This is a genomic window from Thalassospira sp. TSL5-1 (assembly GCF_001907695.1).
Classification (GTDB): Bacteria; Pseudomonadota; Alphaproteobacteria; order Rhodospirillales; family Thalassospiraceae; genus Thalassospira.
The window spans coordinates 374971-388309 of the sequence record NZ_KV880639.1 but is presented as its reverse complement, the minus strand read 5'-3'; the positions used below and the strand labels follow the sequence as shown (position 1 = coordinate 388309).

General features: G+C 53.6%; 12 protein-coding genes. 10 read left to right on the top strand and 2 right to left on the bottom strand.

The genetic code is table 11. The annotated features are described in order from the left end of the window. Window positions 1-36: 36 nt before the first annotated feature. Both LF95_RS18635 and LF95_RS18630 read right to left on the bottom strand, forming a co-directional pair. Window positions 37-1326, bottom strand: a complete 1290-nt coding sequence (locus tag LF95_RS18635) for an NAD(P)/FAD-dependent oxidoreductase (protein WP_073956673.1) — start codon at window positions 1324-1326, stop codon at window positions 37-39. A 15-nt stretch (window positions 1327-1341) separates the two neighbouring features. After that, complete coding sequence (locus tag LF95_RS18630; protein WP_073956672.1) at window positions 1342-2007, bottom strand: haloacid dehalogenase type II; 666 nt, start codon at window positions 2005-2007, stop codon at window positions 1342-1344. A 234-nt stretch (window positions 2008-2241) separates the two neighbouring features. On the opposite strand from LF95_RS18630, the gene LF95_RS18625 reads away from it, so the two are divergent. From LF95_RS18625 to LF95_RS18580, 10 genes are all read left to right on the top strand, one after another. Next, window positions 2242-2610, top strand: a complete 369-nt coding sequence (locus LF95_RS18625) for a cupin domain-containing protein (protein WP_143182098.1) — start codon at window positions 2242-2244, stop codon at window positions 2608-2610. An 8-nt stretch (window positions 2611-2618) separates the two neighbouring features. Continuing rightward, on the top strand, window positions 2619-3767 hold the full coding sequence (gene argE, locus LF95_RS18620; protein ID WP_073956671.1) for an acetylornithine deacetylase: 1149 nt from the start codon (window positions 2619-2621) through the stop codon (window positions 3765-3767). Window positions 3768-3896: 129 nt separating this feature from the next. Further along, window positions 3897-4757, top strand: coding sequence for a GNAT family N-acetyltransferase (locus tag LF95_RS18615; RefSeq protein ID WP_083607812.1), 861 nt, complete (start codon window positions 3897-3899; stop codon window positions 4755-4757). A gap of 19 nt (window positions 4758-4776) precedes the next feature. Beyond that, the gene (locus LF95_RS18610) at window positions 4777-6150 is read left to right on the top strand and encodes an aspartate aminotransferase family protein (RefSeq protein WP_073956708.1); all 1374 of its coding nucleotides are present in this window, start codon (window positions 4777-4779) and stop codon (window positions 6148-6150) included. Continuing rightward, window positions 6150-7061 (top strand): 2-hydroxyacid dehydrogenase, encoded by a 912-nt coding sequence (locus tag LF95_RS18605; RefSeq protein WP_073956670.1) that lies wholly within the window; start codon window positions 6150-6152, stop codon window positions 7059-7061. Before LF95_RS18610 ends, LF95_RS18605 begins: the two co-directional genes overlap by 1 nt. A gap of 284 nt (window positions 7062-7345) precedes the next feature. Further along, window positions 7346-8092: an HAD-IA family hydrolase gene (locus LF95_RS18600; protein ID WP_073956669.1), complete on the top strand. Its 747-nt coding sequence runs from the start codon at window positions 7346-7348 to the stop codon at window positions 8090-8092. Between the two features lie 61 nt (window positions 8093-8153). Further along, window positions 8154-9761: an ABC transporter substrate-binding protein gene (locus LF95_RS18595; RefSeq protein WP_073956668.1), complete on the top strand. Its 1608-nt coding sequence runs from the start codon at window positions 8154-8156 to the stop codon at window positions 9759-9761. A 64-nt stretch (window positions 9762-9825) separates the two neighbouring features. Further along, complete coding sequence (locus LF95_RS18590; protein ID WP_371440831.1) at window positions 9826-10809, top strand: ABC transporter permease; 984 nt, start codon at window positions 9826-9828, stop codon at window positions 10807-10809. After that, the gene (locus LF95_RS18585; RefSeq protein ID WP_073956666.1) at window positions 10809-11669 is read left to right on the top strand and encodes an ABC transporter permease; all 861 of its coding nucleotides are present in this window, start codon (window positions 10809-10811) and stop codon (window positions 11667-11669) included. The genes LF95_RS18590 and LF95_RS18585 overlap by 1 nt, the downstream gene beginning before the upstream one ends. Beyond that, window positions 11669-13330 carry an ABC transporter ATP-binding protein gene (locus LF95_RS18580; protein ID WP_073956665.1) on the top strand — a complete coding sequence of 554 codons (1662 nt, stop codon included), beginning with the start codon at window positions 11669-11671 and terminating at the stop codon, window positions 13328-13330. Before LF95_RS18585 ends, LF95_RS18580 begins: the two co-directional genes overlap by 1 nt. Window positions 13331-13339: the final 9 nt, after the last annotated feature.

Below are 13339 nucleotides of genomic sequence, written 5' to 3'. Positions count from 1 at the left end.
AGGCCTTTGTTTTGGTTATGTGTTTGTGCATCTGGCTTAAGACAGGCGGTCCTTGAGGCCGAACCACATGCCGACAAGGGGGAGGAACCAGGGTTTGCCGCTATTAAACGGAATGGCAGGCCAATCGAGATCTGCCAGCGGGTTTGTGTCATTCCGACCCATTGCCAGATCGGCAAGCGCCTGTCCAATCAGGGTGGACATTTGTGCCCCGTGGCCAGAATAGCCCATGCCATAGATCATGCCATCGGCCTCACCCGCCCGCGGGAAGCGATCCTGGGTCATGCCAACAAGGCCACCCCAGCAATAATCAATATCGACATGTGCCAGATGCGGAAAGATTTCCACCATGTTTTTGCGCAGAATTTCGCCCGATTTGGCATCTGATTTCTGGTCTGATACCGCGGAAAACCGGGCGCGGCCGCCAAAAATAAGCCGATTGTCGGGCGACAGGCGGAAGTAATTGCCGATATTCATTGAATTTACATAGGTACGGTTGCCCGGCACGGTCGCGGCAATTTCCGCATCGGTCAGCGGGCGGGTGGCAATGATGAAGGAACCGACACTAATGATCCGTTTGCGGAAATAGCCAAGCGGGGCGCTTTTTTCACGTCTGGTATAGCCACCTGTTGCCACAATAATGAGATCGGCAAGAATTTTACCTTTGGTGGTTGTCAGTTCCCACATGCGGCCATTGCGGGACCGGCCGGTAACAGGTGCGTTTTCCCATATTTTTGCCCCGTGGCGATGGGCGGCATCAGCCAGGCCAATGACAAAGCGCCCCATATGCATCATCGCCGATTTCTCATAGAGCATGCCGCCATGAAAGATTTGCGGACCGATTTCTGTGGCAAGGTCATTTTTGTCGATCCATTTTGTATCTGGATCGACTTCCTTGTTAATCAGGTCGAAATTGGCCCTGAGCCCGGCCACATGGGATGCCTTTGAGGCCAGTTTGAGTTTTCCCGAGCGGCGAAAATCACAGGCGATATTTTCTTCGGTGATGAGTTCCTCGATCATGTCGATCGAGGAATCATATGCCCTGTAGAGATTCTTGGCACGTTCGGCGCCAAGATGTTTTTGGGCATCGGCAAAGCCATGCGCGATGCCGTTATTAAGGTGTCCTCCATTGCGCCCAGATCCACCCGAGCCCACATGACCGGCTTCGAGTACGGCAACGTTAACGCCTTCTTTTGCTAGTTTGCGTGCGGCATTCAGGCCGGTGAATCCAGCGCCAATGATGGCAATATCAACCTTTCCCTCCACCGGGCCGGTTTGGCCCTGTGCGAAGGGGGTGGAACTGTCATGCCAGTAGGACACATATTTCATTGCATGCTTCCCGAGTTACAGTCCGACGACGGCGGCCAGACCGGAGACATCGGCAATTTCGGTATAACCATAGTAGGGATTGGCCGGTTCGTGGCCGCGATTAACCCAGACTTTATTGCGAATGCCAAGGTCATGGGCCGTCATCAGGTCATACCGGAAGCTTGACGACACATGCAGAATATCTTCCGGGCCACAATTGAGCTGGTCGAACATATATTCAAAGGCCTGCATTTGCGGTTTATAGGCCCCGGCACTTTCGGCGGTAAAGACGTGCGTGATCGGCGTGCCGAGACGGGCAATATTATGCGGGATCTGTTCATTCATCGAATTGGTCAATGCAACCAGGGGAATTTTGCCGCCGATTTTGGCAAGGCCCGCCGGAACGTCGGGGTGCGGGCCCCAGCTTGGCACCTGGTTGTAGATGTCTTCGGCAATCGCCGGGTCAAAGGCGATATTGTTGCGTTTGCATGTCCGCTCCAGCGCATTATAGACAATTTCGGCATAGGGCTTCCAGGCGCCCAGCACTTCGTCAAGGCGATAGGCCGAGAAGTTTTCAATGAAGGTATCCATTTGTTCAGCCGAGAGCTTGTCACCGTAATGACCACGGGCAGCGCCTGCCATGTCAAATTTGATCATGGTACCGTGGCAGTCAAAAGTAATGAATTTGGGGCGGAATGTCATTTTTGTACTCCCTGAAAGATTGATGGGAATATCCTTGTCCCTTTATGGCGACAGTGATTGCCGCGTTTACCGTTTCCAGAGCAGAAAATTGCGTTTGTTTGCGCCGTTACGGCACGCGATGCCGCAAAAGAAAAATCTTTGGTGTGCGTCGCTGCGCCTGCTCGGGCAGGGTTAAAGGATTGAATATCACATGGTGGCATCGGCTGCCTTTCCCCGCATAGAGGATGTAAAACTGTGACCAGACTTGTGCCGCTTGATGTTATGCCTTCTTTCACCCCGCGTGAAAACACGGCTTTGCCCGAGCGCCTGATTGAAGGCAATCCTCATTTTAAAACATGGGACCTTGATGCGGCCGAGGCCGGAGCCGACAAATGGGGCCAGATCCGCAGTGGTATTTGGGAGGCAACGCCCGGCACAACCGTTTCGATCAAAGGGGAAACCTTTGAGTTTTGCCATATCCTGTCGGGGGTGGTTGAAATCAGCGAGGCGGGTGGGGCGTGCCATAGATTTTCCGCCGGTGAAAGTTTTGTCATGAAGCCGGGTTTTACTGGTGAGTGGAGAACCATCGAGACCGTTCGCAAAATTTTCGTTACCGCGTCCTGAGGTCGAAAATGACTGCACAGAATTTCAGCCCGGTCGAAATGCTTGATTGTCTTGTTTCTTTTCGGACAGTTGCCGGGACCTCCAATCAGGACTTAATCGCCTTTGTGGCGGACTACCTTAAGGGGCATGGTGTTCTTACCCACTTGCTGCCTGGCCCGGAAGGGGATCGGTCCAATCTTTTTGCCACTATTGGCGACCCGTCACGGCCCGGTTACATCCTGTCGGGGCATGTGGATGTTGTTCCCGCAGGCGAGCCGGAGTGGCAGTCCGACCCGTTTGTTTTGCGCCAGCACAAAGACGGACGGCTGATTGGCCGGGGGAGCTGCGATATGAAGGGGTATCTGGCTGCCATCCTGGCAATGGTGCCCGCCCTGGTTGCCATTAACCCGCAAACGCCCATTCACCTGGCCCTGTCTTATGACGAGGAAATTGGCTGTCGTGGTGTTCCGCATATGATTGCGGCCCTGCCCGACCTTTGCGCCGCGCCATTGGGCGCGATTATCGGCGAACCATCGGGGCTGGTGCCTGTTTTGGCGCATAAGGGCAAGGCCGCCCTGAGCATTGAGGCAACGGGTATATCGGGGCACAGTTCGCGCACGGATTTGGGGGTAAATGCCATTCACGCGATTTTGCCGGTATTGGTGGCCGCGCGCACGCAGGCAGAAATGCTTGAAAAAGGCCCGTTTGACCCGCGCTTTATCCCGGCCTGTTCCAGCCTTCAAATCGGTACCATTTCTGGTGGACAGGCGGTGAATATCATTCCCGACCATGCAGAAGTACAAATAGAAGCACGCGCAATTGCCGGGGTGGACCCAAAGAGCCTGTTTGCACCGCTGCTTGATGCTGTCGAGCGTGAAAATTATTCGGCGACAAAGGCCAAGCTGGCGGCACACTGGATTTCTTCCTATCCGGCCCTGGCCCTGCCCGAAGATCATCCGCTTGTGAATGTGGTTGCGGAAATTTCCGGCCATAGTCCGGTTGCAGCCGTGAGCTATGGCAGCGAAGCCGGGCTTTTCCAGGCGGCGGGTATTCCGGCCATTATATGCGGGCCAGGCGATATTTCACGGGCGCACAAACCAGAGGAATATTTGACCCTGTCGGAATTGAATGCCACTGCGGGCATGGTTATGGCGCTGGCAAACAGGCTGCTGGCCTGAAGACAGCATTTCCTGCGGCAATCGCACCATGCTGCAAAGAATAGTGCCGTCGGAGCACCCGATCAAAGCACTCATGCTGTTTGCGCGGGTGTAATTTCTACAAACAATGACAATGGAAATTTCTGAACAATGACAACAGATCAAACCCATTCGCGAAAGCTGCCCGAGGGTATGGAAATCGTCCCTTTCACCACAGATCATCTTGAAGGGGCCTGGGGCCTTTCCCAGGCAGAATCCTGGCCCCATCGGGTGGAAGACTGGGCATTGACCCTGTCTGTTTCGCAAGGTGTTGTTGCTGTTTGCAACGGGGAAATTGTGGGAACCTCGCTTTGCTCGCTGTTTGGTGATGTTGCGACCCTGAATATGATTGTTGTCGATGGCCGTATGCGCGGACGGGGCCTTGGCCGTTTAATGATGGAAAAAATTATCGCCATCGCCGGCGATCGTGAACAACGCCTTGTTGCGACCCGGGAAGGTGTGCCGCTTTACGAGAAAATGGGTTTTGTCGGCAAGGGGCGCATCGTCCAGCATCAGGGGATTGTCGGTCCTGTGATTGCCACGCAAGAAACAGTGCGCGTGGCTACGGCGGACAATATCGAGGAAGACTTAAAGACAATTTGTCAAATGGATCGGGCTGCATCGGGTATGTCGCGCGAGAAGCTGTTTGCAAATATTGCCTTGTCAGGGGGTACCGTTTTTGTTGTCGAGGGTGGTTTTGCCATGCTGCGCCGGTTTGGCCGGGGCGAGGTTGCTGGCCCGATTGTGGCAAACAGCACGGAAACGGCAAAAGCCCTGATTTCTGCCGCCGCCGCCCGATGTGAAGGTTCCTTCCTGCGCCTTGATCTTCCTGCTGAATATGAACTGTCTGGCTTTGTTGAATCCCTGGGGCTTGCCCATACCGGTGGTGGGCTGTGCATGACCCGTGCCGCCAGGGAACGTGATCCGCAAGATATGAAAACCTATGCCCTGGTGTCCCAGGCGCTTGGCTGACATCAATTTGGAGTTTGCAATGTTAACCAATTCTTTGATCGAGCTGGATCGCCAGCATCTGGTTCATCCGGTTTCATCGTTTCGTGGTCACGAAGCCCGTGGTGTGCGTGTTCTGAAATCGGCCAAGGGGGCCATTGTTCGCGATAGTGAAGGGCGCGAACTGATCGACGGTTTTGCCGGTTTGTGGTGCGTGAATACCGGTTATGGTCAGGACAGCATTGTCGAGGCGGCAGCACGGCAGATGCGCGAATTGCCCTATGCGACCGGTTATTTCGACATTGGGGCCGAAGCGCCGATCCGGCTGGCATCGGAACTGGCTGACCGTGCCCCGGGCGACCTAAATCATATCTATTTCACGCTGGGCGGGTCGGACGCGGTTGACAGTACGATCCGCTATATCCGTTATTACTGGCATGCCAAGGGGCAGCCCAACCGGGACCAGTTCATTTCGATTGAACAGGGCTATCATGGTTCATCAACGATGGGCGCTGGCCTGACCGCACTTCCAGCTTTCCACGACGGATTTGGCGCACCATATGCGTGGCAGCACAAAATTTCATCGCATTACGTCTATCGCAATCCGGTAGGCACGGACCCACAGGCGATTATCGATGCTTCCGTTGCCGAATTAAGGGCAAAAATTGCCGAACTTGGCGAAGACCGTGTTGCCGCATTTTATGCCGAACCGATCCAGGGTTCCGGTGGCGTTCTGGTTCCGCCCACGGGCTGGGTCAAGGCGATGCGCGATGTTTGTACTGAATATGGCATTTTGTTCGTTGCTGACGAAGTCATTACCGGTTTTGGCCGTACCGGGCCGATATTTGCGTGCTTTGACGAGGATATTGTGCCGGACCTGATGACGGTCGCCAAAGGCTTGACCGCTGGCTACGCCCCAATGGGGGCCGTGTTTATGTCCGACAGTGTTTACGAGACGATCGCACAGGGCGCAGGCCCCAAGGCTGTGGGACATGGTTTTACCTATTCGGCACATCCGGTTTCGGCCGCTGTCGCCCTGGAAGTTCTAAGGCTTTATGAAGGCGGGTTGTTTGAGCGTGGTATCGAGGCCGGTAAACGCCTGATGGCCGGGTTGGAAACGCTGCGCGACCATCCGCTGGTGGGAGATGTGCGAGGCAGAGGCATGCTGGCGGCCGTTGAACTTGTTGTGGACAAGGAAAAGAAAACCCCGCTCCCGGCAGAGATTCAGCCTGCCACCCGCCTGTTGGACCGGGCCTGGGAGCATGGCCTGATTGTCCGGTCGTTCCCGCAAGGTGTTTTTGGCTATGCGCCACCGCTGTGCTGTACGGATGAAGAAATCGACCAGATCGTGGAACGGACCCGCCGCGTGCTTGATGTGACGCTGGATGATCCTGAAATTATTGCGGCACTGCGCTGATGGCGCTGCTGTATCTCTCAACACCGAAACGTGCGGCTGTTTGGCAGAAGGTTTTTGCCGATGTGGGCGAGGAAATGGTGATTGGCGAGGATGCCGTGAAGGATCCTGCTGCCATTACACATATCGCCTGCTGGTATCCACCGGTTGATATTGCCCGCTATCCCAATTTGAGGGTTGTGATCAGTGTAGGGGCGGGGGTTGATCAGATCCCCGCGCTGCCTGGCGGGGTGCAGTTATCACGGACTGTGTCGTCGCAAATTGACCGGATGGTGCGAGAATGGGTGGTGATGGCCACCCTGATGCTTCATCGCGGTATGGCCACCTATATTGACCAGGCAGCACGCCAGGTGTGGCAGGCGCATGCTGGTACGGCCATGCGCGAAACCACGGTTGGTATCATGGGCACCGGGCGGGTTGGCCTGCCCGTTGCCCGAACACTGATTGATCTTGGTTTTAATGTCTGTGGCTGGAACCGTTCGGGCCGTCCTGTCGAGGGAATGCCTGTTTATGGGGAAAGGGACCTCGACCGCTTTTTGGGGCAAACCAACCTTTTGATTTGCTTGCTGCCCCTGACGGATCAAACCCGGGGGCTGATGTCGAGCACATTTTTTGAAAAACTGCCGATCAGAAGCCGCCTGGTCCATGCCGGGCGGGGAGCTCAGCTTGATATGGATGCCCTGCATGCTGCCTTGCAGGAAGGGCGGATTGAAAGTGCGATGCTTGATGTGACCAACCCGGAACCTTTGCCCCAGGGGCATTGGGCCTGGTCCGATCCCAGGGTCATCATTACGCCGCATATTGGTTCTGTGACTGATTATGAAGAAGGCGCACGGCATGTCCTTGCCGTGATCAAAGCCGACCGTGACGGCTGTGAAATTCCAGGACGTGTTGATCAAAATTTGGGCTATTAGGCCCCAATACCTACCCAAGTGGTGAAATATGCCGCTTTGGCCCCGAAAAAAGAACAATATTCTGCGTCTGCCTTATGTTTCGGCGTTTCGAGCAGGGCTTTTGGGTAGAAAGTTGAAGGCAAGAAAAAATTGCAGGGAGGCAGAGGTCGGGATGTCCGGCGGTTGAGCCATTCAGCTACAGACATGGCAAACAGTCAGTTTGCACCGATTTTGCCCGAAACGATCCAGTCTAACATTGCCGTGTGAAGTATCTTTAATGGTGCTGGTGCGAGAGGGATTCCCGTATGGCGAATGATGCTGCTATCAAGTCTTTAACCGAATTTCGTTATGTGACGTTTGACGTTGTTGGCACGCTGATCGATTTTGAGGGCGCGATTAAGGATGGCCTGGCCGCAATTGCCGTCAAGGAAGGCGTTGCGCTGGATGGTGAAGAGGCCCTGGCGGTATATCGTGATGCACGATATGAGCCCGATGCCGGGCTTTTTCCCGATGATCTTGGTCGTTGTTATTCCCGAATTGCCCAGAAATTTTCGCTGCCTGATACAGCAGAATACCGCCAGTTTATGATTGATGCGGTGGGGGATGCGAAACCGTTTCCCGATAGTGTCGAGGCAATGGCAATTCTGAAACAGCATTACAAGCTGATAGCCATGACAAATGCCCGGCGTTGGGCCTTTGAAAAATATGCAAGTAAACTGGGCGAACCTTTCTTGGCCGGTTTTACGACAGATGATACCGGAACCGAAAAGCCGGACCCAAAGTTCTTTCATCAGGTTTTTGCCTATATTGAAGAAGATGGCGGCAGTACGGACGAAATTCTCCATACGGCGCAAAGCCAGTATCACGACATCGGAATTTCCCGTGAACTGGGGATAAAAAACGCCTGGATCGAACGCCGTCATGCGCAAAAGGGCTATGGTGGAACGATTACGCCCCGCCAATTTACGCAACCCGATTACCATTTTCATGCGCTGATCGAACTGGCCAAAGCAGCCCAGGACGCATTCGGTGCGCGAACTCGACAGAGCTGATACGTGGCGAAAAGATCACGGTGGCTCACTTATCTTTTTTTCAGGGAAGGTGGATATAACGATGAATAAACCGACAAACTGGACAAATCGCGATGATGCGATGGTTGAAAACATGTTGCGTCGTGGCGCGTCACGTCGCGATCTGTTGAAATTCATGATGGTTTCTGGTGTGGGGGCCGCAGCCGGTGGCTCGATTTTACTGCGCGCTGGCAATGCACTGGCGGCAACACCGGTTTCGGGTGGGCATCTGCGCGCTGCGGCCTGGTCATCTTCGACGGCTGATACCCTTGACCCGGCGAAGGCATCGAATGCAACCGATTATGTGCGGTGTTGCGCATTTTATAACCGGCTGACATTTCTTGACGAAAAAGGGATCGTCAGGATGGAGCTGGCCGATAAAATTGATACCAAAGACGCCAAGACCTGGGAAGTCAAACTCAAATCCGGGGTTGAGTTTCATGACGGCAAAACACTGACGGCCGATGACGTCATTTATTCCCTGAAGCGTCATCTTGATAAATCGGTGGGGTCCAAAGCCCACTCTATTGCCGAGCAGATGACCGACATTTCAAAAGTAGATGACTTGACGGTCAAAATCGGTTTGCTGGCTGCAAATGCCGATTTGCCGACAATTCTCGCCCTGCACCATTTCATGATTTTGGCTGACGGGACGACCGATTTTACGACGGCAAACGGGACCGGACCATTCATCTGCAAAACCTTTGAACCGGGTGTGCGTTCCATTGCCGTGCGCAACGAAAACTACTTTAAGTCGCAAAAAGCCTATCTTGAAAGCTTCGAGTTTTTTGCGATTGCCGACAACAGTGCGCGGATCAATGCTTTGCTGTCCGGGGACATTCAGCTTGCAGCCAACTTAAACCCGCGTTCGATGCGTATGCTGGATGGTCATGATTCGGTTCGTGCCTCCATCTCCACATCCGGCAACTACACGGATTTGAATATTCGTCTTGATCAGGATCCGGGGACCCATTTCGATTTTGTCGAAGGCATGAAAAACCTTATGAACCGGGATATGATCAAAAACTCGGTTCTGCGCGGCTTGGGCGAAGTTGCCAACGACCAGCCAATTCCCCCGTCAAGCCGCTACTATAACCTGAATTTGGAACCGCGCGCTTACGACCCAGAGAAGGCTTTATTCCACTTTAAAAAAGCCGGGCTTGTTGGCACCGAAATTCCGATTATTGCGTCTGATGCGGCAAATTCGGCGGTTGATATGGCCACTGTCATCCAGCAGGCCGGCTCCGAAATTGGCATGAACCTGAAAGTGGAACGGGTGCCATCGGATGGTTACTGGTCAAATTACTGGCTGAAATCCCCGGTTCATTTCGGCAACATCAACCCGCGCCCGACCCCCGATATCCTCTTCTCGCTTTTCTATATGTCAAACGCGCCGTGGAATGAAAGCCGTTACAAATCGGATAAATTCGATAACATGGTGCTCGAAGCACGCGGCGAACTGAATGAAGATAAGCGCACGACGATTTACTGGGAATTGCAGGAAATGATTTCCAAAGAGGCGGGGACAGTTATTCCTGCCTGGTTGTCGAACGTTGATGGCGTTTCCTCCAAGGTTGAAGGTCTTCGTCCAAACCCACTGGGCGGCATGATGGGATACGCTTTTGCCGAATATGTATGGTTGAAAGCATAAGCCGTTGATTTGCCTGAATTGCCTGCCGGATGAGTGCCGGCAGGCAGTTCTTTTTTAGAAAGCTATGCGACGGGGGTTCTCTTTGAGACAATCGTTTATGTCATTTTATTTATTCATTCAGGTTACAAAGAGACTGGCGATTGCCTTGGTGACGCTTGTCATCGTTTCGTTTGCCGTTTTCTTTGCCACCGAACTGTTGCCAGGCGATGTGGCCCAGATTCTTTTGGGACAGGCGGCAACCCCCGAAGCCGTGGCCGGATTGCGCGATGCAATGGGGCTTAACGAACCTGCCTTGCATCGGTTTATTGGTTGGTTGATCGGCTTGACGCACGGTGACCTTGGAATTTCCTACGCAAACAGCATGCCTGTGGCAGAATTGATTCATGGTCGTCTGAGCAACTCTTTGAAGCTTGCCGGTGTGACAACACTTGTTTCTGTTCCGGTGTCGCTGTTCATGGGGATCGGGGCGGCGATGTGGCGCAATTCATGGTTTGACCGGGTTATTTCCGTTTTGACGATTTCGGTGATCTCCGTGCCGGAATTCATGGTGGCAACCCTCTCTGTCCTGATCTTTGCCGTGTGGCTCGACTGGTTGCCCGCGCTGAGTTTTGGTGCGGATGTCAGTTCTTTTTCGGCGATGCTCAGGGCATACGCGATGCCTGTTATTACGCTGTCATGCGTTGTTTCGGCACAAATGATCCGTATGACACGCGCGGCCGTCATTGAAACCATCAATACACCCTATGTGGAAATGGCGTTACTTAAGGGTGCCTCGCGCCCACGCATGGTGCTTGTTCATGCCCTTCCCAATGCCCTGGGGCCGATTGCAAATGCCATCGCCCTGTCGCTGAGTTATCTGGTCGGCGGTGTGATCATTGTTGAAACGATTTTCAATTATCCCGGTGTAGCAAAGTTGATGGTCGATGCGGTTTCAACCCGCGATCTGCCGTTAATCCAGTCCTGTGCCATGATATTCTGTATCAGCTACCTCTCGCTGATTACCCTGGCTGATCTGATTGCTATTTTGTCTAACCCGAGGTTGCGCTGATGAAATCAGAAATTTCGATTGCCTCTTCGTCACCCGCGCTGCGCACCAAGAGCTATTCTTTCAATATTGTCGGGCGTATTGGCCTGGTGATTATTGTGTTCTGGATGACGGTGGCGCTTTTGGGGCCCTGGATATCTCCGCATCCCCCAGGTGAAATCGTTGATTGGGACTATTTTGGTCCGGTTACATCTAAATTCTGGCTGGGAACCGACTATCTGGGGCGCGACATGTTTTCGCGTATTCTGTTGGGGGCACGTTATACGGTCGGCATTTCGCTGGCTGCTGTCACCATCGCCTGCACAATCGGCGTGATTTTGGGCATGATTGCTGCCGTTATTGGTGGCTGGTTTGATATGATTCTGTCGCGCCTGCTTGATGCGATTAACGGCATTCCCTCGCTGTTGTTTGGTATGGTTGTTGTTGCGGCGGTGGGGTCGTCCATTCCCGTGCTGATCCTCACACTGGCAGCCAATTATATGCCAGGTTCCTATCGGTTTGCCCGGGCGCTGGCGGTAAATGTCAATACGATGGATTTTGTTACCGTGGCCCGTGTTCGGGGCGAAAGCACCCCCTATCTTATTATTCGCGAAATATTCCCCAATATCCTGGGGCCTGTTCTGGCCGATCTGGGCTTGCGATTTGTTTTTGTCGTTCTGGTTCTTTCGGGCCTTTCGTTTCTGGGGCTTGGTGTTCAGCCGCCAAATGCGGACTGGGGCGCGCTGGTGCGGGAAAATATTGGCGGACTGAGCTTTGGCGCGCCAGCCGTGATCTTTCCGTCCATCGCAATCGCCTCGCTGACAATTTCGGTCAATATGTTCATCGATAATCTGCCGACCAAAATTCGTGACAGGAGCGAGTGATGACCCAAAAATCCCATGTCTCCGTCAAGGACTTGTACGTTAATGCAAAGACCGATTCCGGTCGTATGGTCGAAATCATCAAAGGGGTTTCCTTTGATGTTTCCCCTGGTGAAATGGTGGCGCTGATTGGCGAGTCCGGTTCGGGAAAAACAACGATTGCCCTGTCCCTGATGGGGCATACCCGCACAGGATGCACCATAGCCAGTGGTGATATTCGTGTGGGTGAAAATCTCGTCACATCCATGACAGCCCGTCAGCTTGCTGGTTTTCGCGGAACAGGTGTTGCCTATGTTCCACAATCGGCGGCTGCGGCCTTTAATCCGTCCAAGCGGATTATCGACCAAGTGATCGAGATTACGGTTATTCACCACTTGATGAGCCGAAACGAGGCCGAGGCTAAAGCGGTTGACCTGTTTCGTGCATTGGGGTTGCCCAATCCTGAAACGATTGGCAAGCGGTATCCGCATCAGGTTTCCGGCGGGCAATTGCAACGTCTTTCGGCGGCAATGGCCCTGATCGGTGACCCGGAACTTGTTATTTTTGATGAACCGACAACAGCACTGGATGTGACCACCCAGATCGAGGTGCTACGGGCTTTCAAGTCCGTCATGGCGAAAAAGGGGATTTCCGGAGTTTATGTCAGCCACGATCTTGCCGTGGTGGCGCAGGTTGCCAATCGCATTGTTGTTTTGCGCGGCGGCGAGGTGCAAGAGGAAGGCGATGTTGATCAAATCCTGCGTGCGCCGACCCATCAATATACCAAAGACCTGCTAAACGCGTTTAAGCCCGTTACCCATGTTTCGCAGGATCAGCCCGGTGCCGATGTGGAGCCCCTGTTGGAGGTGCATGAACTTTGTGCCGGTTATGGCCCGATCAAAGACGGCGAGCCGGTTGCAAAAATTCTTAAAGACATAAGTTTCAAACTGGAACGGGGTCGAAATCTGGGGGTTATTGGTGAATCCGGGTCGGGTAAATCGACATTGGCCCGCGCGGTTGCCGGCATCCTGAAACCTTATCGGGGATATGCCCTTTTTAACGGTAAGGAATTGGGGGCCGGTATTAAGGACCGCACCAAAACGCAACTTCAAAAGAACCAGATCGTTTTTCAGCTTGCCGATACGGCATTGAACCCGTCCCATTCGATTGAATCCATCCTGGCGCGCCCGCTGGCCTTTTATCATGGCCTGCGCGGGGCGAATAAGGAAAGACGGGTGATCGAGCTTCTGGATATGGTTCGGCTTCCGGCAAATATCCGGCATCGCCTTCCCGAGGAATTATCGGGTGGGCAGAAACAGAGGGTCAATTTGGCCCGTGCCCTTGCTGCGGAACCGGAACTAATTTTATGTGATGAAATCACATCGGCACTTGATACCGTGGTTGCGGCGGCCATTTTGGACCTTCTTAAGGAATTACAGCGTGAATTGAACCTGAGTTACATGTTCATCAGTCACGATCTTTCGACGGTCGAGGCCATTTGTGATGATGTGCTGGTCATGTTGCAGGGCGAAGTTGTCGAAGCACTTCCCGCCAGCGAAATGTCGCAAAAGGCCGTACATCCCTATTCCAAGCTGCTGATTTCATCCATCCCGCAATTGGATACAGGCTGGCTTGACCGGGTGGATGCCGATCCGGTTTTTGCCGCACAAATGGCGGATCGCTAACCAAAGGCG